Source organism: Halomonas sp. DP1Y21-3, from assembly GCF_019801245.1.
Lineage (GTDB): Bacteria > Pseudomonadota > Gammaproteobacteria > Pseudomonadales > Halomonadaceae > Halomonas > Halomonas litopenaei.
Window position 1 is genome coordinate 98,381 of the sequence record NZ_JAHVJM010000006.1, and the last position, 25,909, is coordinate 124,289.

Here is a 25,909-nt window from a genome sequence, read left to right on the forward strand (position 1 = left end):
CTTCGATCCCGTCTCACTTATTCCCGCAATTGCCACTTTGCCCGGCGGAGCCAGATGTCTCCGCCCGGGCTCCCCTTGCCCGGAATGTCACTCGAGCCCTGTCACCGAGGTATGGGCTGGCTTTTCGGTCCAAGGGCTTCGTCCAACCACAACAACAGCACGAGGCAACAACCATGAACGACACGACATCCCACGAGAAGGCTGGGCAAGGCGCCGGCGACTTCGCCGACCGCCCCATGCCCCTGGACCAACGCATGCCCAGAGGCAATTTGATGATGGCCTGGTGGGCGGTATGCAGCGCCATCTTCTACATGGTGGTGGCCGCCGCCATGGCCCGCAGCTACGGCACCACCAACGCGCTGATCGGGATCGCCCTGACGGTGGTCTGCTACGGCGTCATCAATGCGGTGATCAGCCGCTATGCGATACGTACCGGGCTGACCGTGGCGCTGTTTTCCCGGGTCCTGTTCGGTCATCTGGGAGCGATGATCGCGACCCTGATCTTTTTTGCCACGGCGCTCTACTACGCGGTATTCGAAGGCTATGTGATGGCGCTGGTGCTGTCCGAGTGGTCGCCCTCGCTCGGCATGGCCAGCGCTACCCTGATCGTGGTGGTGGTCGGAGTCTCGCTGATCTTCGGCAGCGTCCAGCACTGGCTCGACAAGTTCAACGGCGTGCTGCTGCCGGTGTACATCGTCGGCATGCTGATCGCCGTGGGCATGGCGATGGCCGAGTTCGGCTATCCCTCCGGCTGGCTCTCCCGGGTGCCCGAAGGAGGCGCCAGTCCCTTCGGCTGGCTGTCCACCTTTGCCTACTACATGGGGGTCTGGGTGCTGATGATGTTTACCTTCGACTACGCCCGCTTCGGTCGCGTCGAGGATAGCCGCTTCCATGCCCGCGTCACCTTCGGCATTCCCTTTTATCTGATGACCTTCGTGTTCAGCGGAGTGGTGGGGATCCTGCTCGACGCCTGCCTGCCTACCGACGGCCTGTCGGAGGCGTCCATCGTGTTGGGGCTGCTAGAGTTGATGGGGCTCGGCGGGCTGGCGCTGGTGTGGGTGACCCAGAGCCGCATCAACACCGCCAACTTCTACCTGGCGACGGTCAATCTCGAGGCCTTCGTCGGCAAGCTCACCGGCCTCAAACTCAACAAGATCCTGGCCGGCTGTCTGGTGGGCGGGCTTGCCTACCTGCTGATGCGGGCGGACGTGTTCAGCTACCTGCTGGCGGCCCTGGCCTATCAAGGCGTGTTCGTGGTGGCCTGGGTGGGGGTGGCACTGGCCCATATCCTGTCGCCGGAGGGGCGTCTCGAGGTCGATCTGGACGCTGACATCAGCGCCTTCAACCCTGTGGGGCTGGCGGCCTGGGCCCTGGCGGCGATTGTCGGCATCGCGCTGATGCTGTCGCCGAGTCTGGCCGGAGCCTCGGCACCGCTGACCTTTGTGGTGGCCTGGGGGAGCTACGCCCTGGGCCGTGGTCTGGCCCGGCATGGAGCCACCGCTGCCTGACCGGCTATGACCGGCTAGATAGGGAAACGACAGCGCCGGGCCTCGTGAAGAGGCCCGGCGCCTTGTCGGCAAAGAAGGCTTCGCCGAGTGTTGGCGATCAATTGCCGCTGTGGCTGGCGTCCGTCTGCCGGTCGTCGCCTTCTTCTGTGCTTTCTCCTTCGTTGTCAGCCTGGGCGTCATCGCTACCTTGCGGTTCGGCGGCTGTAGCGGCGGCGTCGGGGTCGACCGCCGGCTCTGAGCGCTCGCTTTCCATCGCTTCTTCCATCTCGCCTTCCATGTCACCTTCGAGAGACCCCGACATGGCCCCCTCACCGGTGAACAGCGGACGGGCGTCATCGAGGCTGTTGAAGTCTTCAATCAGGACGGTGGCGTTCTCGGCCTCGCCTTCGTTGCCTTCGGCTTCGACGTAGCTGCTGCCGTCGAAGCGCAGGTGCAGGGCCTGAGCCGGCTGATCGGCGGCCAGGTGGCGCTTGACCACCAGGTCTCTCCAGCCCTCGTGAGATGCTTCGCCAAGCTGGATCGGAGGCTGGGTGGTGGGCTGGGCGCTGATGACGCGATAGGCGTCGTCCTGGGCTTCGAGGATCAGGGTATCGCAACCACCGGTGCCGCAGACCATCGGGCCGACCACGTGGACCACGGCCTCGTCCTGACCATCGTCGTTCAGGTCACTCCAGCCGACCAGGTAGCGAATCTCGCCGAGCTGGGGATCAAAGTTGGCGCGCAGGGACTGCTCCAGTGCCTCGCGGCGATCCGCCTGGCTCATCTCCGAGATGTCGTCGCCTTGTTCGTCGCTGGTGTCGTCTTCACTGGCTGAGTCTGCGCTCTCGTTGCTGCCGCCACCATTACCGGAGGTGACGTTTTCGCTCTGCTGTGACGCGCCCTCGGACGTCTCGGAATCGCTGTCGTCGGAGCAGCCGACGAGGGAGGTGCCGAGCCATAGCGCAGCGGTGAGGGCGAGCATCGGTTTGGCGTTCATGAAATTCCTTATTCTGAAAGTGGCCGCTAAAGCGGCCAAGGGCGTCCAAAGGTGCGGTCAGGCCTGCGGGCTCTCGTCGGTGGAGCAGGGATGGGGCCTTGGTGATTCGACCGGAGAGTTGTCCATCAGGTCCGCATTCACCAGGTCTGCATCCAGCAAGTCCAGGGCCCAGAGCACGAAGGCATCCTGGCGTGCCCCTTCGCGCCAGGCCTTGAAACGACCCGAGGCGCCGCCGTGACCGGACGTCATGTCGGTCTTCAATAGGGTTGTCCGGTTGGACAGTGCCGCCTGCTCGGCGTTCGCCAGGCTCAGGCGTGCGTAGAGCTTGGCCGGCTCCCAGTAGGGCACACGGCTATCGTGCCAGCCACCCTGGAGGAATACCGGCGGCCAGGCCTCGGCATCGAGGTTGTCCAGCGGTGAATAGCTGCCGATGCGTCGGGCGTCGGCGGCGTGGCTGGGATTGCCCCATTCGGTGTACTCCGCCGTGGTCAGCGGCAGGTCCGGGTTTTCCATGGTACGCAGGACGTCCACAAAGGGCACGTCGAGTACCGCCGCGCAGAATGCCTGTGGCGCGCGATTGAGGCTGGCGCCCACCAGCAGACCGCCGGCGCTGGCCCCGTAGGCGACGATACGCTGGGGATTCGATACACCCGCGTCGACCAGGGCGTCACGTGCGGCCAGGAAGTCCTCGAAGCTGTTGGGCTTGTGCTCGAGCTTTCCGGCCAGGTACCAGGGTTCGCCGCGCTCACCGCCGCCTCGCACGTGGGCCACCGCGAAGGCTGCGCCACGCTGGAGCAGTTCCAGGCGGGATACCGAGAACCATGGGTCCAGCGCCTCGCCGTAGGCGCCGTAGCCATACAGCAGCGTCGGCAGCGGCTGGTTCGCCAGGTCCTTGCGGCAGACCACGGACACCGGTACCCGCTCGCCGTCGTGGGACTCGGCCCACAGCCGTTGGCAGTGCAGGTCTTCCGGTGCCAGATCGCCGTGCAGAGGCTGCCGCTTGAGCAGTCGGCGCTCGCCGCTATCAAGATCCAGCGACCACCAGCTTGGCGGGGTGCAGAAGGATTCCTCGCGCAGGCGCAGTACCCGGTCGTCGAAGTGTGGGCTGTCGCCGAGCCCCAGGCTAAGCGGTGCGGGCGAGCAGGGCAGGGGGGCGTCGAGGGTGACGCTGTGGTCGCTGTCGAACTCGAGGCGACGCAGGCGCACCTGGGCTTCGAGGTGGTCGCGCTCGGCGATCACCAGGCCCCAGGCGTAGGCATCGACACCCTCCAGGGTGGTCTCCTGGCGATGGGGCACCAGTACTCGCCGCTGACCGGAGCGGTCCTCGTTCTCCACTTCCAGCTGAAAGTGCACCAGCCCTTCGTTGTGCAACACATAGAAGTGACCGGGGCGATGATCGAGGGCGTACTCAACGCCCGGGCGACGGGGCTGAAAGCAGAGCGGGGGAGTCGCTGGCGCGTGGGCCGGAACCAGATGGGTCTCGCTGGTGTCCTTGGAGGCCGACTCGATGGTCAGCCAGGCCCGCGATCGGGTCTTGCCCAGACCGATCCAGAACTCGGCGTCGTCCTCGCGCAGGACCAGCTCGTCGGTCTCGACCCTGGCGTCTGCGCTGGCCGTATCCAGCGACAGGCTGAGCCGCCAGGCGCTGTCGGGTCGCTGGGTGGCGTCGTAGCGGGTGAACAGCAGGGTCTGGCCGTCCTCGGCCCAGCACAGCTCAGGGCCGATGTCGTCCAGCAGTCGATGCTCGGCGCCATCGGGCAGGCGCTTGATGAACAGGCGATAGGTCTCGTCACCCTGGGTGTCCTCGGTCCAGGCCAGCCACTGCTCGTCCGGGGACAGCGCCATGTCACCGAGTTCGAGGAAGGTGTGCTCCTGCGCTCTGGCCTCGAGGTCGAAGAACACCTCGCGCGACTGTGGGGCATCGTTGGGGTGGCGCCACCAGACCGGATAGTCGGCGTCGGCGGCGGTCTCGCTCCACAGGGTGAAGTGGTCCAGGCGACTGGGCAGCCCCTTGACGGCCAGCTCTCGCCGCGCCAGGTGGCCCTGGTAGAGTCGCTCGATCAAGGATTCCAGAGGGGCAAACCAGGTGTCGGCCTGGCGGTTGGCGGCCTCGAGAAAGTCACTCACGGCGGGATCGTCGCGATTCTCGAGCCAGTGCCAGGCGTTATCGTCCTGACGCGTGAAGTCCAGGGCGGGGCCCCGAGTTGCTGCGGCCGGTGCATTTGGCGGCTGTGCTTTCATGGTGCGAGATGTACCATACTCAAGAGAAATTTCATCTGTGCGCGGCGCGCACGTCAGGTTGGAGCATGCAATGTTGATTTCGGATTCCATGTCCACGCTGTGGTTGATCTATGGCGCATTGTCGCTGGTCGTACTGTTGGCTGGCTACCTTGGACTGGCTTTTTTACCGCGCCTGCCACGCCTGGTGCTGACCTGGGCAGTGGCCGGCGTGATGTGGATGCCGTCGATGTTCGAACTGCCGTTGATCGAGGAAGGCCAGGTCTACAGCGGTCAGGCGCCGGCCATCATGGTGGCAGCGGTCGCCTTCATGGACGGCAACAATGGCGTGCTGGTGCCGGCGGCCACGCGCGTCATCGTCGGCGCGGCGATCGGTGCGCTGTTCGGACTGGCACTGTGGTGGAGTGGCCGTCGTCGCCGTCTGCGCAAGGCCGAGGCCGCTGCAGCGGCGCGTGACCAGGACGCAGAGGCTCATGGGACGCCGCGTGAAGAAGGGCGGGAGCGTCAGGAGCCGGTGCTCGGCTAGAAACTGTTCGGCTAGAAACTGCCGGCGACGTCGCTCTGGTCACCGTGAACGGTGGACCATCGATGAACACGTCGAAGGGGGATGTAAAAGACGTCCACCGCCCACGGCCTGGAGATTCCGGGCGAGTTCCAAGGAGGACACATGGCCAAGCGGGGCCAGCAACGCTGCGGGAAAGGGGTAATGATGGCGACAATCGTGGCGTTGTGCCTGTCGCCGCTGACGGCGCTTGCCCAGTCGGCGACTGGGCAAGCGGGCTCGGATGAGCCACCGGACGTTCGCGTCGTGGTGGACGTGTCCGGCAGCATGAAGACCAATGACCCCAATCGCCTGGCAGGCAGTGCGCTGGACATGCTGGTGGCGCTGTTGCCGAGTGGTGTCAGCGCCGGCATCTGGACCTTCGGCGAGTCGATCGACAATCCGTTGCCTCTGGGGCAGGTCGACGCCCAGTGGCGCGAGCGGGCCTTGGCGCTGCCGCCGGCGCTGGAACAGTATCAGCAGCATACCGATATCGAGGCGGCGCTGCGCACCGCGGCTGCAGCCGAGGGGGACGGCTGGCGCCACCTGGTGTTGCTGACCGACGGGGTGATCGACCTGTCGCCGGGCCGGGGTGCCAAGCCCGACGTGGACCTTGCCTCTCGCCAACGCCTGGTCGAGGCGATGGTGCCGGACCTGGCCAACCAGGGGGTGGCCATCCACGCCATCGCCTTTTCGCCAGGCGCCGACGTTGCCCTGGTCGAGCGACTGGCGCAGCGCACCGGGGGACTGGCGGCGGTGGTCGAGACACCGGACGCCCTGTTGGGCGCCTTTCTCGATATCGTCGAGCGCATCTTCCCGGTGGATCAGGTGCCGCTTGAGGACCGCCGTTTCACCGTGGATGCCGGCGTCGACGATTTTTCCGCGTTGATCTTCCACGACCCCGGCCAGGGAGAGGTGACCCTGGTGGCGCCGGACGGCACCCGTTACACCCGCGACACCGCACCCGCAGAGGTGCGCTGGCAGCGGGAACCACGCTTCGACCTGATCCGCGTACCCGACCCCGCCCAGGGGGAGTGGCGGATCGAGGGTCCTCTGGCGGCGGACTCGCGGATTACCGTCAACAGCGATCGCCACCTGGTGACGGAGGCGCTGCCCGCGACGCTGTATTCCGGCTTCGAGGTGCCGTTGGCGGTGCGTGTCGAAAGTGACGGCGAGGTGACGGTGCCCGAGGGGCTCAAGGTGACGGCGGAGCTGTCCGGCGAGGCGGTGGACGGCCTGCAGATCCTGGCGCTTGGCAACGATGATGGCGTGTTTCGCGGGCGGCTGCCGTCGCCGTCGGGCACCGGCGCGGCTGAGCTGGTGATCACCGCCGAGGGCGAGGACTTCCATCGCCGACGGGTGCAGGCGGTCAATGTGCTGCCGGCCGTCGGCGCGGCACTGGACGAATCCGGGCGTCGGGTGACGCTGGTGGCCGAACATCCGCGCCTTGGCCACGACAACACCCGCTTCGAGGCCGATCTGCTGGGCCAGTCGCTGGAGGTGGCCCCGGCAGACGCCAGGCGCTGGAGCCTGGAAATTCCGCCCCAGGAGGATGAGGTCAGCCGTCCGCTGCGGATCTCGGCGGTGGCGACGATCGACGGCAGCGAGACCCGCTGGAACCTGCCGCCGCTGTGGATCAATCGCGATGGTGAGGTGGCCCTGGATCGGGCGTTGGCCGGCCCTACCCTCTCTGGTGAACGCTTCGCCGAAGCCAGTGAGCGACAGGCCGAGGAGGAGGCTGGCGAGGCGCTGGCCGACCAGTTTGTGGCGTTGGTGAATGAAGGCCCCGAGCGGCTGGTGCAGTGGTGGCGCGAGGGAAGGCCTGGTCTTGAGCCCGCCCTCGAGCGTGCTCGACATGATCCGCGCAGCTGGCTGGTAGCCGCTATCCTGGCGGTGGTGGTGATCGCCTGGCTGTTGTGGCGTCGCCGGCGCACTCGCCTGGCTGCGGCCGGGTCAACAAGAGAGGAACCCCATGTGTGAGCTTCTGGGCATGAGTGCCAATGTGCCCACGGATATCTGTTTCAGCTTTACCGGCTTTCTGCATCGTGGCGGCGGCACCGGCCCCCACCGTGACGGCTGGGGCATCGCTTTTTACGAAGAGGGGGGCTATCGCGAATTTCGCGACCCTCATCCTTCGGTGCACTCGCGAATCGCCCGGCTGATCTGTGAATACCCGATCAAGTCGAATATCGTCATCAGCCACATCCGCCAGGCCAATGTGGGTGGAGTGAAGCTGGCCAATACCCATCCGTTCGTGCGCGAGATGTGGGGGCAGCCCTGGTGCTATGCCCACAACGGCCAGTTGTCCGGCTGGGAGACGCTGGACCTCGCCAGCTATCGACCGGTGGGGTCCACCGACAGCGAGCACGCCTTCTGCCACCTGCTGGGTGAGCTCAGGCGGCGCTATCCAGACCCGCCGGAGGATCGTCGCGGTCTGTGGTCGTCGCTGCACGAGCTGTGCGAGAAGCTCAGAGGTCTGGGCGTCTTCAACCTGCTGCTGGCCGACGGCGAGTACCTGTACACCTATTGTTCCACCAAGCTCGCCCATATCACCCGCCGCGCGCCCTTTGGCGAGGCCAACCTGTCGGACGCCGAGATGGTGGTCAACTTTGTCGAGCACACCACCCCCGACGATGTGGTCTCGGTGCTGGCCACCGAACCGCTCACCGACAACGAAGAGTGGGTACGCATGCAGCCGGGTGAGCTGCTGGTGTGGCGGGAAGGCGAGATCGTGGCCCGTTATCTAAGCGATGAATAGCGGGTTTTAAACGAAAGTTTGAATCAAGCGTATTACAGTCGCTGCGGGACTGGGCTATGGTAGCCAGTGTCGACACCACAATTTGATAATAAGAGGGGACCTGGTCCCCCGAATGGAGAACGCCCATGAGTGAGAACGCCGCTGCATCGATCGTTCGGGGGGAGGCCCTGGAAGGGCTCGATGACTATCATTCGGTGATGGATATCTTCCACCGCTCCGTCAAGCGCTACGACGAAAAGGTGGCCTTCTCGTGCATGGGCAAGTCCCTGACCTACGCCGAGCTTGACCGGCTGTCAGGTGATTTCGCCGCCTGGCTGCAGCACGAGACCAACCTTGAGCCCGGTGATCGGGTGGCGATCCAGTTGCCGAACCTGCTGCAGTTCCCGGTAGCGGTGTTCGGCGCCATTCGCGCCGGCATGGTGGTGGTCAACACCAATCCGCTGTACACCGAGCGCGAGATGACCCACCAGTTCAAGGATTCCGGCGCCAAGGCGATCCTGATCCTGGCCAACATGGCAGACAAGCTCGAGCGGGTGCTGGACAAGACCGACATCGAGCATGTGGTGATCACCGAGATCGGTGATCTGCACGACTTCCCCAAACGACCGCTGATCAACTTTGTGGTCAAGTACGTCAAGAAGATGGTGCCGCGCTACTCGATCCCCAAGGCGGTCAGGTTGCGTCAGGTGCTCAAGCAAGGCGCCTCCCTCGAGCACCGTGAGGTAGAACGCGAGCTCGACGATATCGCCGCGCTGCAGTACACCGGGGGGACCACCGGGCTTGCCAAGGGCACCATGCTGACCCACCGCAATCTGGTGGCCAACATGCTGCAGGCCAAGCAGATCATCGGGGGTGGCTTGAGCGAGGGTAGCGAGGTGGTCGTCGCGCCGCTGCCGGTCTATCACATCTATACCTTTACGGTGAACTGCCTGTTCATGCTGGAAGGCGGCAACCATTCGCTGCTGATCACCAATCCGCGGGACCTCGATACCTTTATCAAGGAGCTCTCGAAGACGCGTTTCACCGGCTTCGTCGGGCTCAATACGCTGTTCAATGCGCTATGCAATCGTGACGACTTCAAGGCGCTGGACTTCTCCCACCTGCACCTGACCATCTCCGGTGGCATGGCGCTGACCAAGGCCGCGGCCAAGCGTTGGGAAGAGGTGACGGGCTGCCCCATCGCCGAGGGTTACGGCCTGACCGAGACCTCGCCGATCGTCAGCTTCAACCCGGTGGAGGCGATCCAGCTCGGCACCATCGGCCGCCCCGTCGCCGGCACCGAGCTCAAGCTGTGCAACCCTGACGGTGGCGACCCCGAGCCGGGCGAGCCGGGCGAGCTGTGCGTGCGCGGCCCCCAGGTGATGAAGGGATACTGGAACCGCGATGACGAGACGGCCAAGGTCATCGATGCCGATGGCTTCTTCCATACCGGTGACATCGCGGTCATCCAGGACGATGGCTACGTGCGTATTGTCGATCGCAAGAAGGACATGATTCTGGTGTCCGGCTTCAACGTCTATCCCAATGAGATCGAGGACGTGGTCGCGGCCCATCCCAAGGTGGTCGAGTCCTGCGCCGTCGGGGTGCCCGACGAGACCAGCGGCGAAGTCATCAAGCTGTTCGTGGTGGCCAAGGACAGCTCCTTGACCAGTGACGAGCTGCGCGCCTGGTGCAAGCAGGAATTGGCCGGCTACAAGGTGCCCAAGCTGGTGGAGTTTCGTGACGAACTGCCCAAGACCAACGTCGGCAAGGTGCTCAGGCGCCAGTTGCGTGACGAAGGCAGCACCGAAACCGGGACCGGCACCGACGGCTGACGCCCGCCGACAAGGTCCGGGGAAGGGCAGGGGCCGGCGATTGGCCCTTGCCTTGGCTGCGGCGTTACAATAGCGCCCTTTGCGTTGCGGGAGCCTTCCCGCCCCGCGTCCGTGCGACGCGGCGCCCATGATCCACCCGGAGCCTTCGACCCCAACGTGAGTAGTTCTACGCCCACCGCCCAGCAAAACGCCGACGACGCCTCTCGCCTGAAGTCTCTGACCGAAGGACTGGAACAGGTGATGCTTCGCGATCGCCCGACGCTGGCCAAGCGTCTGGCCGGTCTCGAGCGTCGTCGACGCGACGGCAAGCCCATCGACCGGGGACTCAAGGAGGTCGAGCACCACTGGCAGCGCTCTCGTCAGACCCTGGCCTCGCGCCAGGCGCGCCCGGTCACGCTCGACTATCCCGAGCAGCTCCCGGTGGCGGCGCGGCGTGCCGATATCCTCAAGGCACTGGAGTCCCATCAGGTGGTGGTGGTGGCCGGCGAAACCGGCTCCGGCAAGACCACCCAGCTGCCCAAGCTGTGTCTGGAGCTGGGGCTTGGCCGTCGCGGGCTGATTGGCCACACCCAGCCGCGGCGCCTGGCGGCGCGCTCGGTGGCGACCCGTCTGGCAGAAGAACTGCAGGTGCCGCTGGGCGAGCAGGTGGGTTATCAGGTCCGCTTCACCGACCAGACCAACGACGACACCCTGGTCAAGCTGATGACCGACGGCATCCTGCTGGCGGAGACCCGCCAGGACCCGGACCTGCGCCGCTACGACACCCTGATCATCGACGAGGCCCACGAACGCAGCCTCAATATCGATTTCCTGCTCGGCTACCTCAAGCGCCTGCTCGATCGCCGCCCCGACCTCAAGGTCATCATCACCTCCGCCACCATCGATGTGGAGCGCTTCAGTCAGCACTTTGCCAGCCGAGACCAGGACGGCGTCGTGCGTCCTGCTCCGGTGGTGGAGGTCTCGGGTCGTACCTACCCGGTGGAGGTGCGCTATCGGCCGCTGATTCGCGACGAAGATGACGAGGAAGACCGCACCCTCAGCGAGGGTATCCTTCACGCGGTGGAGGAAATCGAGACCATCGAGCGCGAAAAGCGCTGGTTCCATGGTCCCCGCGATATCCTGGTGTTTTTACCCGGTGAGCGCGAGATCCGCGAGACCGCCGACGTGCTCCGGCGTGCCGATCTCAAGAGCACCGAGATACTGCCGCTCTACGCCAGGCTTTCTAACGCCGAGCAGAACCGCGTGTTTGCCCCCCACAGCGGGCGGCGCATCGTGCTCGCCACCAACGTGGCCGAGACCTCGCTGACGGTGCCGGGTATCCGCTACGTGATCGACCCGGGGCTGGTGCGCATCAGTCGCTACAGCTATCGCGCCAAGATTCAGCGCCTGCCGGTGGAGGCGGTCAGCCAGGCCAGCGCCAATCAGCGCAAGGGCCGCTGCGGCCGGGTGGCGGAAGGGGTGTGCATCCGTCTGTATGACGAAGACGACTTCCTGGCGCGCCCTGAGTTTACCGATCCGGAGATCCGGCGCACCAACCTGGCCTCGGTGATCCTGTCGATGCTGTCGTTGAAACTGGGCGACATCCAGGACTTTCCCTTCGTCGATCCACCCGACTCGCGCTTTGTCACCGATGGCTTCAAGTTGCTCTATGAGCTGGGTGCGGTCGACGACAACAGTCGCCTGACGACATTGGGGCGACGGCTGGCGCGACTACCCATCGATCCGCGCCTGGCCCGCATGGTGCTGGCCGGGGTCGAGCAACAGAGCCTGCGCGAGGTGCTGATCGTGGTCTCGGCGCTGGCGGTGCAGGACCCGCGTGATCGACCCTCCGACAAGCGCGAAGCCGCCGATCAGGCCCACCGCCGCTGGCAGGATCCGGATTCCGACTTCGTGGCGCTGCTCAATCTGTGGCACGGCTTCGAAGCCGCCCGAGAGGAACTCTCGGGCAACCGGCTGCGTCGCTGGTGTCGCGATAATTTCCTGAATTACCTGCGCCTGCGCGAGTGGCACGATACCTTCCGCCAGTTGCGTCAGCTGCTCAAGGACATGGATATCCAGGTGCCGTCGGCCAGGCCCGCCATCGCCGCCGAAGGTGAAGATGACGATGGTCAGGCCAAGGAGCGAAAGCGTCAGCAGACGGTGGCCATGCACAAGGCGCTGTTGACCGGCCTGCTGAGCCACCTGGGCACCCTGACCGAGAACCGCGAGTATCTTGGGGCGCGCAATCGCAAGTTCATGATTCATCCGGCATCGGGGCTTTCGAAGAAGTCTCCGAAGTGGGTGATGGCGATGGAGCTGGTCGAGACCTCGAAGCTGTTCGCGCGCAGCGTGGCCAAGGTCGAGCCACAGTGGATCGAGCCTCTGGCGGGCCATCTGGTCAAGCGCAGCTACAGCGAGCCCCATTGGGAGATGAAGCGGGCACAGGTGGTGGCCTTCGAACAGGTCACCCTGTTCGGGCTGCCGATCGTGGCCCGGCGCAAGGTCCACTATGGCCCCATCGCCCCGGTCGAAAGCCGTGAGCTGTTTATCCGCCGGGCGCTGGTGGAAGGCGAGTTTCGCACCAAGGGCGAGTTCTTCGCCCACAACCGGGCACTGATCGACGAGGTCGAGGACCTCGAGGATCGCGCACGGCGGCGCGACATTCTGGTGGACGAGGAGCAGCTGTTCGACTTCTACGACGCTCGCCTGCCTGAGGATATCGTCAACGGCAAGGGCTTCGAAGCCTGGCGGCGCAAGGCCGAGCGCAGTGACCCTGAGCTGCTCAAGTTCGACCGTCAGGCGCTGCTGGCACGGGAGGCGGATGACGTCACCGGTGACGCCTATCCTGACGAGCTGTCGATCGACGGTGTGCGCTATCCGCTGGCTTATCACTTCGCGCCGGGGGCCGAGGATGACGGTGTGACCATGACGGTGCCGGCGGCGATGCTGTCTCAGCTGTCGTCGTCTCGTCTCGAGTGGCTGGTGCCGGGATTGCTCCGGGACAAGTGCATCGCCCTGTTGAAGTCGCTGCCCAAGTCGATACGCCGACAGGTGGTGCCGATACCCGACTGGGTCGACGCAGCGCTGGAGGCACTGGTGCCCGGGGACGGCAGCCTGACCGAGGCGCTCGGTGAATTTCTGCGGGTCAAGACTGGGCTGCGCCTGTCGCCGGACGACTGGCGCCTCGATCAGCTCGAGCCCCATCTGGTGATGAACCTCAAGGTGGTCGACCACAGCGGCAAGGTGCTGGGCCAGGGCCGTGACCTGCGGGCGCTGGAGCGGCGCTTCGAGGCTGCCGCCAGTCAGGGTGCCCGGGCGCTGGCCAAGAGCGTGGAGAGCCAGTCCGAGCTGTCGGGCTTCCCCGAGCAGGCATTGCCGGAATCGCGGGTGACCTCCCAGGCCGGGATTCGTGTCGAGGCTTTCCCGGCGCTGGTGCCTTCGTCGAGCGGGCTCACTCTCGAGCTGTTCGACCATCCGGCCAAGGCCCATGAAGCGCATCGCCGCGGGGTGGTCAAGGCGGCGATGGAACGCCTGCCAGATCAAGTGAAGGCCATCGAGCGTACCCAGGGACTGTCGACCTGTGCTCTATTGTTCGCCAAGGTAGGCAGCAAGCGTGCACTGACCGAAGATGTGGTGACGGCCGTCTTCCGGCAGGTCGTGGCGGTGGATCCGCTGCCGCGCAGTGCCGAGGCCCTGGAACAACGCATTCAGGCGGTTCGCCAGGATATCGTTCCCCATGCCGACAAGCTGGTGGCGGTGCTCAAGCCGGCACTGGAGGGCCACCTGGCGGTGACAAAGGCGTTGAAGGGTAACCTGAGCCTGTCGCTGGCGCTGGTATACAGTGATCTCAAGGCACAGATGCAGCGGCTGGTGTACCCGGGCTTCGTGACCGACGCCGGTGCCTGGCTCGAGGCTTATCCGCGCTACATGGAGGCCGCCCAGGTGCGCCTGGAGAAGGCCCCGCGCGAGCGCATGCGCGACCAGATGCTGATGCAGACGGTGCAGGACTTCGAGACGCGCCTCGAGACGCGTCGACAGGCCGAGCACCGAGGCGGCGTCGAAGATCCATCGCTGGTCGAGTTTCGCTGGTGGATCGAGGAGTTGCGGGTATCGCTGTTTGCGCAGCAGCTGGGTACCGCCATGCCGGTATCGGAGAAGCGCCTGGAGAAACGCTGGGCGGAATTGACCGGGCGGGGGTAAGGCCCCCGCGCCAAAGATGACGAAAGTGAGTGGCCGCCCCGGGTGGTCGCGATCGACCGGCGGCACCGAGGTGCCGCATGAAGGAGAAGGGCATGACCCCAGCGAAGGTGCTTATTACCGGCAGCGGCCTGTATACCCCGGCCAACGCCATCGACAACGACGCCCTGGTGGCGTCGTACAACGCCTGGGTGGATGCCGAGAATGCCCGCCACCGCGAGGCGATCGAGGCCGGGGAACGTGACGCCCTGGCGCATTCCAGCAGTGAATTCATCGTCAAGGCCTCGGGTATCCATAGCCGCTACGTGCTGGACGCCGAGGGCATCCTGAATCCCGAGCGCATGCGCCCGAAGCTCGACGAGCGCGACAACGACAGCCCTGGCATCCAGTGCGAGATGGCGCTGGCCGCCTCGCACGAGGCGCTGGCCGCAGCGGGGGTCGAGGCCGCCGACATCGACCTGGTGATCGTGGCCTGCTCGAATCTGGAGCGCCCCTATCCGGCGGTGGCGGTGGAGTTGCAGCGTGCGCTGGGCACCGGGGGCTACGCCTTCGACATGAACGTGGCCTGTTCCTCGGCCACCTTCGCCATCGACAACGCCGCCAATGCCATCCGCTCCGGCGGCGTGCGCCGCGCCCTGGTGGTCAACCCCGAGGTGTGTTCGGCACACCTGAACTTCCGCGACCGCGACAGCCACTTCATCTTTGGCGACGCCTGTACCGCCCTGGTGCTGGAAAGCGACCAGGTGGCGAAAGCCGAGACACGGTTCGAGGTGCTCGGGACCCGACTGGTGACGCAGTTTTCCAACGCCATTCGCAATAATGCGGGCTTTCTCAACCGCGTCACCGACGCCGACCCCCAGGCAGCCGACAAGCTGTTCGTGCAGGAAGGCCGCAGGGTCTTCAAGGAAGTCTGTCCGATGGTGGCACAGTTGATCCGTGACCACCTGGAGAGCCTGGATATCGCGCCTGGTACGCTGTCGCGGCTATGGCTGCATCAGGCCAATCGACACATGAACGATCTTATCGCACGAAGGGTGCTGGGCCAGGAGCCTGCTCCGGATCAAGCGCCGATTATTCTTGACCGTTACGCTAATACAAGTTCTGCCGGTTCGATCATTGCGTTCCATCTGCATCATCAGGACCTGGAACCGGGCGCTACCGGGGTGGTGTGTTCCTTCGGCGCGGGCTACAGTGCGGGCTGCGTGGTGATTCGCAGGGACTGAGGCCGACCCTCCGGGGAACCGACAGCTGACTCGTCGGCGGAACCAGACGACTGCCGTACGCAGAGGCGTCGTCGCTGACGCTACCCGGAGTCCAACCCCGGACAACAGCGCCGATAGATTGACGATCGTGACAAGGACAGGCAAGGGAGGCAGTCGAACGATGAACGCGAACTACAGCGGTGCCCTGGGCAAGGGCATGCAGAGGGGTGTCCTGGTCATGGCCGTCGCCCTGGCGGCAAGCGGCTGCGCCAGCAGCGGCGTATCCAGCGAGCCCAATCCAGCGGACCCCTGGGAGGGCTTCAATCGCAGGGTCTTCGCCTTCAACGATGTGCTGGATCGCTATGCACTCAAGCCTGCCGCCCAGGGTTATCGCTACGTGACCCCGGACCCGCTCGAGCGCGGTGTCAGCAACTTCTTCGACAACCTCGGCGAAGTGCGCACGGTGTTCAACAGCCTGTTGCAGGGCAAGGGTGCCAATGCGGGCAACTCGAGCATGCGCTTTTTGATGAACACCACCTTCGGTCTGGGTGGTCTTCTGGATCCGGCGACCCATGCCGGCTTTATCGCCGACGAGGAAGACTTCGGCCAGACCCTGGCTGCCTGGGGCGTGGGCGAGGGGCCCTTCGTGGTACTGCCGTTCCTCGGCCCCAGCACAGTGCGTGACACCAGCGCCTTGCCGGTCGACTGGTACACCTACCCGCTGACCTACGTCGAGGACGACACCGTGCGCTACTCGCTGCGTGGTCTTGAGCTGCTCGACGCGCGTGCCAGCCTGCTCGATCAGGAGGATCTGATTCGCGGTGATCGCTACAGCTTCATTCGTGACGCCTGGCTACAGCGTCGTCGTTTCGAGGTCACCGATGGTGAGCTTGGTGACGACAGCTTTATCGACGATGGCTTTGACTACGACGAAGATGCCTTCGCCGAGTAAGGTGGCATCTGCATGCAAGCAGCCAAACCTCTGATCGGGGTAATCGACCACCCGGGCGAGCACCGCGACGCCCTGGTGGACGCGATTGCTCGCGACGGACTTGCGGTCTTTGCCGCCGCCAGCGCCGATGAGCTTCCCGGCTCCACGGCGCTTGTGGTGGCACATTCGCTGGCGGTACCGAGTCGCGAGTGGATGGTGCTGGCCGAGCGCTGGCCCACCCTGGTGGTCAGCGAGGACCGGCGAGACGACGATCTGCTCAAGGCCGTTGACGCGGGCCTTGTCGACTACGTGATCGACCCCTTGCGCCATGCCCATCTGCTCAGGCGGATGATCCGGCGTGTGGTGGACGTCAATCGTCTGGCCCGGGAGCGCGAAGAGGATCGAGCGCGACTGGAAGAGCTCAACGAGAGCCTGGAGACCCACCTGGCGATGCTCCGGCTCGACCAGCAGGCCGGCGGCCAGATCCAGCGTCGCATGCTGCCGCCGAGGCCGCAGCAGCTGGGGGCGATCGGCTGTGACTACTGGCTTGCGCCCTCGTTGTATCTGTCAGGCGACTTTCTCGATATCCAGGCGTACAATGAGCGCTATACATTATTCTATTTCGCTGATGTGTCGGGCCACGGAGCCTCGTCCGCCTTCGTGACGGTGCTGCTCAAGTATCTGTTCAATCGCTGGCAAGGCGAGTGGGACGGTGAGGCACCCGAGGCATTGCCGCCGCGCTGGCTGTCCCAGTTGAATCGGGAGCTGCTGGACACGGGGATCGGCAAGCACGCCACCCTGTTCGTCGGCGTTATCGACCAGCAGAAGCGCTATCTGCACTATTCTCTCGGCGCGCAGCTGCCGATGCCGCTATTGAAGTCCGACGAGGGCGTCACCACGCTGGCGGGAGAGGGCATGCCGGTAGGCTTGTTTCCGGAGGTCAGTTATCCGGCACTGGGATGTGACTTGCCCGATGACTTTTCGCTCTGGCTCTGCTCCGATGGGGTGCTGGAGTGCTTGCCGGGGGACAGTCTCGAGGCGCGCCTTGACGATCTCAGGCAGCGGGTCGAAGACAGCGATTCCCTGGATACGATGCGTCGGGGGCTGGCCCTGGGGGCGCTCTCCAGCGATGAAGAAGCGCTGGAGGACCCCACCTCGGGGCGCGAAGAGCTGCCCGACGACTTGACGATCATGTTGGTGAGCGGGTTTGGCGATGAAAGTGCATGAAGGTCGACTGAAGGCGGCATTCGAGGCCGGTGTGTTCGTCCTGAAGCTATGTGGCGACGTGCGCCTGACCCTGTGTGCCACCCTGGATCTCCAGGCCCAGCAACTGGCCGACACGCCGGGACTCAAGGCGGTGATGATCGACCTGCGCGAGGCCAGCAACGTCGATTCCACGGCGCTTGGCTTCCTGGCCAAGGTGGCCATGGCGCTGCGCGGCAAGCTCGAGCAGGCGCCGACCATCGTGGCCGACAATCCCGACGTCAAGCGGATGCTCGAGGTGATGGGCTTTGGCGCTTTCTTTACCTTGCTGGAGCGTCCCATCGCCGAGGTCGACGACTTCGAGGAGCTCCCCGAAGTGCCCGCCGATGAAGAGGGGCTGCGGGAGCGCATCCTCGAAGCGCATCGTATCCTGATGCGCATGAACGAGCATAACCACGAACAGTTCCAGCCGCTGGTCGAGATGCTCGAGGCCCAGAACGACGCTTCGCACAAGGCCTGATCCAGCCCGTGCCGGGCCTGACGTCGACGCGCCGAAGGCGTGTTCAGCAGAAGGCGCCGAAGGCGTAGAAAATGGCGAACTCCAAAAGCGGAAAACGGTGTCAGATCGCCGTAAGCTGGCAAGCGCATAATGCAAGAGGGCGATCCATGGATCGCCCTCTTGATCATCTGCAGCCAGGCCCAGCCAGGCTTGCCGGTGGTGCGCTCGTGATCATCCCTGGCGCAGTTCGGTCAGCAGGCTTTCCAGCTTGCGCTGATCGGCCATGAACTTGCGGATGCCTTCGGCCAGTTTTTCGGTGGCCATGGCGTCTTCGTTCATGGCCCAGCGGAAGTCGTCTTCGGTCTGGGGCTCCGGTGCGCTGGTCTCGGCGTCGCTGCGGACGAGGCGGCGTTCGAGAGCGCCTTGCTGACCGTGCAATTCCTCGAGCAGTGCCGGCGAGATGGTCAGACGATCGCAGCCGGCCAGCGCCTTGACCTCGTCGGTGTTACGGAAGCTCGCGCCCATCACGATGGTCGAGTAGCCGTGGCCCTTGTAGTGGTCGTAGATGCGCTTGACCGATTGCACGCCGGGATCGTTGTCGCCGCTGAAGTCGGCCTCCGGCTGCTGGGCCTTGTGCCAGTCGAGGATGCGGCCGACGAAGGGCGAGATCAGCGTGACCCCGGCATCGGCGCAGGCCTGAGCCTGGGCGAAGCTGAACAGCAGCGTCAGATTGGTGCGGATGCCTTCTCGCTCCAGCGTCTTGGCGGCACGAATGCCTTCCCAGGTGGACGCCACCTTGATCAGGATGCGCTCGGCGCCGACGCCTTTGCGGGCATAGCGCTCGATCAGTGAATGGGCGCGGGCCAGGGTCCCTTCGGTATCGAACGATAGCCGTGCGCTGACCTCGGTCGACACATAGCCAGGCACCAGCTCGCTGATCTCGCTGCCGATGTCCACCGCCACGGCGTCGAGAGCGTCATCGATGTCGTTGGCCTCCTTGGCGATGGCGGCCAGGCGGGCGCGACGATCGGCGTGGCTGGCGGCTTGCAGGATCAGCGACGGGTTGGTGGTGGCGTCGGTGGGCTGGAAGCGACGAATGGCGTCCAGGTCGCCGGTGTCGGCGACCACCGTGGTCATCGCCTTCAGTTGGGTCAGCAGATCGTCTGCCATGGGCCAATCTCCGTAGTTGGGCGGTGGTGAGCTGGACCTACTGTACCAAGGCGTCGATGTGGACAACAGCCGCAGCGGCGTCACGATCAACCCGATGACAATTTTTCAAACCTTGTTCTTCATGGAGCGCCTGTGTCCCTGAATGCCCGGCGTGTCGCCCTGCTGGTGGCCGCCAATACTGCCCTTGCCCCCTTCGCCATAGACGCCTACCTGCCGGCCATGCCGGCGCTGGCCGAGTCGGTGGGGGCCAGTGTTCATCACACCGAGCTTTCACTCAGCGTGTTCATGGTCGGCTTTGCCGTGGGCCAGCTCACTTGCGGGCCGCTTTCCGACCGCATCGGACGCAAGCCGGTGCTGCTGGCCGGACAGATCCTGTTCTTGATCGCCAGCCTGGTGATCGTCAGCGTCGATTCGTTGACGGAGCTTCTGGTCTGGCGCTTTGTCCAGGCGCTGGGCGGCGGCGCCTGCGTGGTCAATTCCGCAGCCATCGTGCGCGACTGTTTCAGTGGTCGCGAGGCGGCCAAGGTCATGTCGACCATGGCGATGATCCTGATGCTGGCGCCGCTGGTGGCGCCGATGGTCGGCAGCCTGCTGCTGTACCTGGCCGACTGGTGGCTGATCTTCGTCTTCCTGGCGGTCTATGCCGCCTTCCTGATGTGGCTGCTCGGGGCCTTTCTGCCGGAGACCCGGCCTGCAGGGGCACCGGTGGCCTCGCCCCGTCAGGTGCTGCGCAACTACGCAAGTGTGCTGACCGACCGTCAGGCCATGGGCTACATCCTGGCGGTGGCGGCGTCCTTCGCCGGCATCTTTGCCTTCGTCACCTCGTCGCCGTTTCTCTACATGCAGCACTACGGGCTGTCGCCGGCAGCCTATCCCTTCGTCTTTGGTGCCAATGTGGTGGTGATGGCGCTGTCCAACCGGGTCAATATTCGCCTGCTGCGTCGGCGTACACCCCAGCAGAACCTGCGCCTTGGTCTCGCCATTCAGCTGGTCGCCGCCGGCGGCCTGCTGGTGGTAGTGGCCACGGGGACGGACTCGCTGTTCACGGTGGTGCCGCTGGTGATGGCGTTTCTGGGCGTGGTGGGGCTGATCTCGCCCAACGCCATTTCATCGCTGCTGGAGCGGTTCAGTCATATGAGCGCTACCGCCACGGCGCTGCTCGGCAGTATCCAGTTCAGCAGTGCAGCACTGTCCGGTGCCCTGGTCACCGCCTTTGAAATCGACTCTGCCTGGCCCATGGTGATCGCCATGGTCACGGTGGCGTTGATCGGCAACGTCGGCCTGCGCGTGCTCGCCGGACGTCCGCCTCGGGCCGAGGAGGCGGCGTCATGATGGCGTCGTTGCTGGCCGCAGTGCAGGACTGCGCAAGGGAGTGGTGGGTGCTCAGCGAGCTGACCCTCGGCTCGTGGCTGTGGGTGGGGGCGGTACTGGCGCTGGGGACCTTCGTCCAGCGTACCACCGGCTTCGGCATGGCGGTGGTGGGGGCGCCACTGATCCTGTTGAAGGCGCCGTCCCTGGTGCCGGTGGTGCTGGTGGTCTACGGCTTTCTGGTGTCCTGTCTGGTGGTACGCCGCTATCGCCGGGAAGTCGCCATGACCGATATCTCCATGGCCCTGGTGGGCAAGGTGCCGGGAACCCTGCTTGGGGTCTGGCTGTTGCTGGTGGCACCCATGGCGACACTGGAGGTGATGATCGCCAGCATCGTGCTGTTCGCGGTGGTGGTGACGCTGTTCAAGCTGCGCCTGCCGGTCAATCGCTCGTCACTGTTTGGTGCTGGTTTTCTGTCGGGAGTGTTCGGTGCCGTGGCGGCGATCGGCGGACCGCCCATCGTGCTGCTGATGCACGGCATGCCGATGGACCGCCTGAGGGGCAACCTGGCGGCGTTCTTTCTTATCTCGTCGCTGATGACCCTGGCGAGCCTGGCCGCCGTGGGCAGGGTGCCGCTGTGGCTGTTGGGCGTGAGTCTCAGTTTCATGCCCATGGTGGTGGCGGGCCACGCCCTTGGGGCGGTGCTGGCGCCGAAGTTGCCTCGGCGACTGTTGCAGGCGGCGTCCTTGACCCTGTGCGCCGCGGCGGCATTGGGGCTATTGATCAGCTGACCCGGTTGTTTCATGTCGTCGCTATCGAAGCGACACCAGATTGGCCGTCCGGCGCAAAGCCGGGCGGCCTTTTTTTGCGGCAGCTTCTTTTGTGTCCGCTCAGGTTGCTGTCGGCTGTCAAAGGGTGGCGATGACCGGGGTCGCGGTGACAGGGCCGTGACGCTGTCATGACATGGCCGGGCAGGAGGAGGGGCAGGGAGGAAACGTAAGAGGTATCGGGAAGGCGTCAACCGGAGTGTGCTGTCATGAAGCTGTCATTTTTCTGCGGCATTGTGTGTTTCGCGAAGGTTGACCATCTCATCATCAGGAGCTTTCTCCATGAACCGCATCCTCAAGACCACCGCTATCGCCGCCGCCGTCATGGGCGTGGTGGGTGTCGCTCAAGCCCGCGATCAAGTCCGTATCGTTGGTTCCAGCACCGTCTACCCGTTCTCGAGCTACGTGGCCGAAGAGTTCGGTGCCACCACCGACTTCCCGACGCCGGTCATCGAGTCCACCGGTTCCGGTGGCGGCATGAAGCTGTTCTGCTCCGGTCTGGGTGACGATACCCCGGACATCACCAACGCCTCGCGTCGCATGAAGACTTCCGAGTTCGAGACCTGTGAAGCCAACGGTGTGACCGACATCACCGAAGCCTTCATCGGCTATGACGGCATCGCCTTCGCCCAGTCCGGCGACAACGAGGCGATGGACGTCACCCGCGAGCAGATCTTCCTGGCGCTGGCCGCCAAGGTGCCGGTCGATGGTGAGCTGGTCGACAACCCCTACACCAAGTGGAGCGACATCGATTCCTCGCTGCCGGATCGCGAGATCGCCGTCTATGGACCGCCCACCACCTCCGGTACCCGTGATGCCTTCGCTGAGCTCGTGATGGAAGCCGTTTCCGAGGACATGGAGGCCTACGGCGGTGAAGGTTACACCGACGTGCGCGCCGACGGTGCCTTCATCGACGCCGGCGAGAACGACAACCTGATCGTTCAGCGCCTGGCCGAGAACACCGAGGCCTTCGGCATCTTCGGCTACTCCTTCCTGGAAGAGAACGCCGACACCCTGATCGGCTCCAGCATCGACGGCGTCGAGCCGACTCCGGACGCCATCGGCAGCGGTGAGTACCCGGTGTCTCGCTCCATGTTCTTCTACGTGAAGAACCAGCACGCCGAAGACGTGCCGGCCATGTACGAGTACGCCAACATGTTCATGAGCGAGCAGATGGTCGGTGACCTCGGCTACCTCAAGGGCATCGGCCTGATCCCGGCGCCGGAAGACGAGCGCGCCGAGGCTCGCAGTGCCGTCGAGAACCACGAGACCCTCGAGCTGGCCGACCTGAAGTAAGGGACACGGTCCTGATCACGCCGGCCGGCATCCTGCAACGGGTGTCGGCCGGTACACGTTCCGGCAAGCCCATGCTTGCTTGAGCACAGAATCCCGAGAGACACCCATGCAGACCAATCAACTCCTGGCGATGTTCAGCGGCTCGCTGCTTCTGCTCGGTCTGATCGCCTTCTTCCTGGCCCGCGGCAAGGCCGCCAGAGTCCGAGCCTCCGGCACCTCCATGTACGCTCAGCCCGATCAGTACGGCTGGTTCACCGTCATGTCCACGGCGGGTCCGGCGCTGGTGGTCGGTGCCGTGGGTAGCTTCATCATGCTGCTCGTGGGTGCCGAGATTCCGCCGCTGCTGCTGCTGGCCAGTTGCCTGGTCATCGCCTGCATCGGCCTGGTGCTGGGCGTGGCGATGGTGCGTCCCGACTTCCACGCGCGTCAGGCGATCGAGCGGGTCATCCGCTTCTTTCTCGCCGGCGCGGCCCTGATCTCCATCTTCACCACCCTGGGGATCCTGCTGTCCATCGTCTTCGAGGCGATCCGTTTCTTCCAGATGCAGAGCTTCTGGGACTTTATCACCGGCACCACCTGGAATCCGGGTGCCAGCTTCCTCGAGGCCGCCGGTCGCGCCGAGGAAGGGGCCAGTGCCGCCAAGTTCGGTTCGGTGCCGCTGTTCGCCGGTACCTTCATGATCACCTTCATCGCCATGCTGGTGGCGATTCCGATCGGTCTGCTGGCGGCCATCTACATGGCCGAGTTCGCGCCGCCCAAGGTGCGTACCATCGCCAAGCCGGTGCTCGAGGTGCTGGCCGGCATTCCGACCGTGGTCTACGGCTTCTTCGCCGCCATTACGGTGGCGCCGATCATCGTTGCCGTGGCCGGGTTCTTCGGTCTCGAGGCCTCGTTCAACAACGCCCTGGCCCCGGGCATCGTCATGGGCATCATGATCATTCCGTTCATCTCCTCGCTGTCCGATGACGTCATCAACTCGGTGCCCAACAGCATGCGCGAAGGTTCGCTTGCGCTGGGCCTGACCAAGGGCGAGATGATTCGCGACATCGTGGTGCCGGCAGCCCTGCCGGGCATCATCTCGGCCTCGTTGCTGGCGGTGTCCCGGGCGCTGGGCGAGACCATGATCGTGGTGATGGCGGCAGGCATGCGCCCCAACCTGACCTTCAATCCGCTGGAAGACATGACCACCGTGACCGTGCGCATCGTCGCCGCGCTGACCGGTGACCAGGAATTCGCCAGTGCCGAGACGCTGTCGGCGTTCGCACTTGGACTGATGCTGTTCGTGGTGACCCTGAGCCTGAATCTGGTGTCGGTGATCATGATCCGTCGCTTCCGCGAAAAGTATCGCGTCAACAACCTGTAAGCCGTGGAGCCAAAGCCAATGAGACAATCCTTCGATGACATCAGCGCCCAGCTCCGCGCTCGCCACCGCAGGTCGGCCCGACTGAAGTGGGCGTCCATGGGAGCGCTCGGTCTTGCCGGCCTGTTCCTGGTGCTGTTCTTTGCCGACATGCTGGTCAAGGGGCTGCCGGCCTTCCAGCAGGCCCAGATCCAGGTCGAGGTGGACTACTCCGAGCAGGCCAGCCAGATTCCCCTGGCGGCGGTTCAGGAAGACGTCCGCCCGCTGGTCAGTCGCGGCTATCTGCGCCTGATTCCGGGTCGCATGGAAGACAACCCGGACCTGCTCGGTACCTCCCGCATGGAGTGGGTGCTGGCCGACGGCCAGGTGGACCAGTACCTCAAGGGCCACCACGCCAAGCTCAGCAACAAGGAAATGGCGGTGGTCGATCGGCTGAAAGAGGATGGGCGGGCCGAGCTGCGTTTCAACTCGACCTTCTTCTCCAGCGGTGACTCCAAGATGCCCGAGCTCGCCGGTATCGCTTCGGCGGCCATGGGCACCGTGCTGACCCTGCTGGTGACCCTGGCGGTAGCCTTTCCCATCGGCGTGATGACGGCGGTCTACCTGGAGGAGTTCGCGCCGGACAACCGCTTTACCCAGTTGATCGAGATCAACATCAACAACCTGGCGGCGATTCCCTCGATCCTGTTCGGTCTGCTGGGCCTGGCGATCTTCATCAACTTCTTCGGCGTGCCGCGCTCCTCCCCGGTGGTCGGTGGCCTGACCCTGGCGCTGATGACCCTGCCGGTGATCATCATCGCCACCCGGACCGCGCTTCGCAGCGTGCCCGACTCCATCCGTCATGCCGCCTTCGGCGTCGGCTGCTCACGCTGGCAGATGGTGCGCGACCATGTTTTGCCGGTGGCGCTGCCGGGCATCATGACCGGTTCGATCATCGGCCTGGCTCAGGCCATGGGCGAGACCGCTCCGTTGATCATCGTCGGCATGGTGGCCTTCATCCCCGATGTGACCAACTCCTTTACCGAGGCGGCCACCGTGCTGCCGGCACAGATATTCACCTGGGCGGGCGAGCCTGACCGGGCCTTCATCGAGAAGACGTCGGGCGGCATTCTGGTGCTGCTGTCGATCCTTATCACGCTCAACGCCACCGCGGTGGTGCTGCGCAAGAAATTCGAGCGGCGCTGGTAAACCGGCCCCCAAACAGGATACGTTGCCATGAACATGAAAGTTGCCCAGCGCGGAGAAAGCGTGATGAAGCAGGACCAGCCCGGCCAGCCGGTCACTCGCAACGAGGATGCCAACCACGAGTTGAGCATTCGAGTGAACGACCTGAATCTTTGGTACGGAGACTTCCACGCGCTGAAGTCGATCGACATGGATCTGTACCAGAAGAACGTGACCGCCCTGATCGGCCCGTCCGGTTGCGGCAAGTCGACCTTCCTGCGTTGCCTGAATCGCATGAACGATCTGATCCCGAGCGTACGCGTCAAGGGCCTGATCGAGATGGACGGCCGCGACGTCTACGAGCCGAAGATGGACGAGGTCGCGCTGCGGCGTCGGGTCGGCATGGTGTTCCAGAAGCCGAACCCCTTCCCTAAGTCGATCTACGACAACATCGTCTATGCCCCGAAGATGCATGACCTGGTCAGCCGCAAGGCCGACCAGGACGAGCTGGTCGAGCGCGCCCTGCGTGACGCCGGCCTGTGGGAAGAGGTCAAGGACAAGCTGCACCAGCCCGGCACCTCGTTGTCCGGTGGCCAGCAGCAGCGTCTGTGCATCGCCCGTGCCATCGCGGTCCAGCCGGACGTGATCCTGATGGATGAGCCGACCTCGGCGCTGGACCCGATCTCCACCGCCACCATCGAAGACCTGATGGACAAGCTCAAGCAGCAGTACACCATCATCACGGTGACGCACAATATGCAGCAGGCGGCTCGTGTCGCCGACTACACGGCGTTCTTCCACCTAGGCGAGGTCATCGAGTACAACGACACCAAGACCATGTTCTCGACCCCGCATACCAAGAAGGCCGAGGACTACATCACCGGTCGTTACGGCTAAGCCGAGAGGCGTGCGTGGTAGCGTTCACCGCGGTAGCAAAG

General features: G+C 64.7%; 19 protein-coding genes. 16 read left to right on the forward strand and 3 right to left on the reverse strand.

The genetic code is table 11. The annotated features are described in order from the left end of the window. Window positions 1-173: 173 nt before the first annotated feature. Window positions 174-1,508: a purine-cytosine permease family protein gene (locus tag KUV74_RS17015; protein WP_124804330.1), complete on the forward strand. Its 1,335-nt coding sequence runs from the start codon at window positions 174-176 to the stop codon at window positions 1,506-1,508. Between the two features lie 97 nt (window positions 1,509-1,605). On the opposite strand, the gene KUV74_RS17020 is transcribed toward KUV74_RS17015, so the two are convergent. Both KUV74_RS17020 and KUV74_RS17025 read right to left on the reverse strand, forming a co-directional pair. Beyond that, entirely contained in the window at window positions 1,606-2,484 is an 879-nt protein-coding gene (locus KUV74_RS17020; protein WP_222516936.1) for a hypothetical protein, read from the reverse strand. 57 nt (window positions 2,485-2,541) lie between these two features. Then, window positions 2,542-4,725 carry a S9 family peptidase gene (locus KUV74_RS17025; protein ID WP_222516937.1) on the reverse strand — a complete coding sequence of 728 codons (2,184 nt, stop codon included), beginning with the start codon at window positions 4,723-4,725 and terminating at the stop codon, window positions 2,542-2,544. Between the two features lie 70 nt (window positions 4,726-4,795). On the opposite strand from KUV74_RS17025, the gene KUV74_RS17030 reads away from it, so the two are divergent. From KUV74_RS17030 to KUV74_RS17070, 9 genes are all read left to right on the forward strand, one after another. Then, window positions 4,796-5,248 carry a hypothetical protein gene (locus KUV74_RS17030; protein ID WP_222516938.1) on the forward strand — a complete coding sequence of 151 codons (453 nt, stop codon included), beginning with the start codon at window positions 4,796-4,798 and terminating at the stop codon, window positions 5,246-5,248. A 180-nt stretch (window positions 5,249-5,428) separates the two neighbouring features. Continuing rightward, entirely contained in the window at window positions 5,429-7,243 is a 1,815-nt protein-coding gene (locus KUV74_RS17035; protein WP_222516939.1) for a vWA domain-containing protein, read from the forward strand. Continuing rightward, complete coding sequence (locus KUV74_RS17040; protein ID WP_108132628.1) at window positions 7,236-8,021, forward strand: class II glutamine amidotransferase; 786 nt, start codon at window positions 7,236-7,238, stop codon at window positions 8,019-8,021. Before KUV74_RS17035 ends, KUV74_RS17040 begins: the two co-directional genes overlap by 8 nt. A 125-nt stretch (window positions 8,022-8,146) precedes the next feature. Beyond that, window positions 8,147-9,835 (forward strand): AMP-binding protein, encoded by a 1,689-nt coding sequence (locus KUV74_RS17045; RefSeq protein ID WP_222516940.1) that lies wholly within the window; start codon window positions 8,147-8,149, stop codon window positions 9,833-9,835. Window positions 9,836-10,075: 240 nt separating this feature from the next. Next, window positions 10,076-14,014, forward strand: coding sequence for an ATP-dependent RNA helicase HrpA (gene hrpA, locus KUV74_RS17050; RefSeq protein ID WP_409996593.1), 3,939 nt, complete (start codon window positions 10,076-10,078; stop codon window positions 14,012-14,014). Window positions 14,015-14,106: 92 nt separating this feature from the next. Further along, complete coding sequence (locus tag KUV74_RS17055; RefSeq protein ID WP_222516942.1) at window positions 14,107-15,234, forward strand: beta-ketoacyl-ACP synthase III; 1,128 nt, start codon at window positions 14,107-14,109, stop codon at window positions 15,232-15,234. A gap of 160 nt (window positions 15,235-15,394) precedes the next feature. Beyond that, on the forward strand, window positions 15,395-16,165 hold the full coding sequence (locus KUV74_RS17060) for a VacJ family lipoprotein (RefSeq protein ID WP_045993225.1): 771 nt from the start codon (window positions 15,395-15,397) through the stop codon (window positions 16,163-16,165). 12 nt (window positions 16,166-16,177) lie between these two features. Then, the gene (locus tag KUV74_RS17065; protein WP_045993226.1) at window positions 16,178-17,371 is read left to right on the forward strand and encodes a PP2C family protein-serine/threonine phosphatase; all 1,194 of its coding nucleotides are present in this window, start codon (window positions 16,178-16,180) and stop codon (window positions 17,369-17,371) included. Beyond that, window positions 17,358-17,867: an STAS domain-containing protein gene (locus KUV74_RS17070; RefSeq protein ID WP_045993227.1), complete on the forward strand. Its 510-nt coding sequence runs from the start codon at window positions 17,358-17,360 to the stop codon at window positions 17,865-17,867. Before KUV74_RS17065 ends, KUV74_RS17070 begins: the two co-directional genes overlap by 14 nt. A gap of 210 nt (window positions 17,868-18,077) precedes the next feature. On the opposite strand, the gene tal is transcribed toward KUV74_RS17070, so the two are convergent. After that, window positions 18,078-19,016 carry a transaldolase gene (gene tal, locus KUV74_RS17075; protein ID WP_108447650.1) on the reverse strand — a complete coding sequence of 313 codons (939 nt, stop codon included), beginning with the start codon at window positions 19,014-19,016 and terminating at the stop codon, window positions 18,078-18,080. A 132-nt stretch (window positions 19,017-19,148) separates the two neighbouring features. On the opposite strand from tal, the gene KUV74_RS17080 reads away from it, so the two are divergent. From KUV74_RS17080 to pstB, 6 genes are all read left to right on the forward strand, one after another. Further along, window positions 19,149-20,348, forward strand: coding sequence for a Bcr/CflA family multidrug efflux MFS transporter (locus KUV74_RS17080; protein ID WP_222516943.1), 1,200 nt, complete (start codon window positions 19,149-19,151; stop codon window positions 20,346-20,348). Next, window positions 20,345-21,115, forward strand: a complete 771-nt coding sequence (locus KUV74_RS17085) for a sulfite exporter TauE/SafE family protein (protein ID WP_308812435.1) — start codon at window positions 20,345-20,347, stop codon at window positions 21,113-21,115. Before KUV74_RS17080 ends, KUV74_RS17085 begins: the two co-directional genes overlap by 4 nt. 318 nt (window positions 21,116-21,433) lie before the next feature. Next, on the forward strand, window positions 21,434-22,447 hold the full coding sequence (locus KUV74_RS17090; RefSeq protein WP_222516944.1) for a substrate-binding domain-containing protein: 1,014 nt from the start codon (window positions 21,434-21,436) through the stop codon (window positions 22,445-22,447). Between the two features lie 106 nt (window positions 22,448-22,553). Continuing rightward, the gene (pstC, locus tag KUV74_RS17095) at window positions 22,554-23,810 is read left to right on the forward strand and encodes a phosphate ABC transporter permease subunit PstC (RefSeq protein ID WP_108132631.1); all 1,257 of its coding nucleotides are present in this window, start codon (window positions 22,554-22,556) and stop codon (window positions 23,808-23,810) included. An 18-nt stretch (window positions 23,811-23,828) separates the two neighbouring features. After that, window positions 23,829-24,995 (forward strand): phosphate ABC transporter permease PstA, encoded by a 1,167-nt coding sequence (gene pstA / locus KUV74_RS17100; RefSeq protein WP_108132632.1) that lies wholly within the window; start codon window positions 23,829-23,831, stop codon window positions 24,993-24,995. A 33-nt stretch (window positions 24,996-25,028) separates the two neighbouring features. Next, a complete protein-coding gene (gene pstB, locus KUV74_RS17105; RefSeq protein ID WP_108447959.1) occupies window positions 25,029-25,868 on the forward strand; it encodes a phosphate ABC transporter ATP-binding protein PstB in 840 nt (279 codons plus the stop codon). Window positions 25,869-25,909 lie beyond the last annotated feature (41 nt).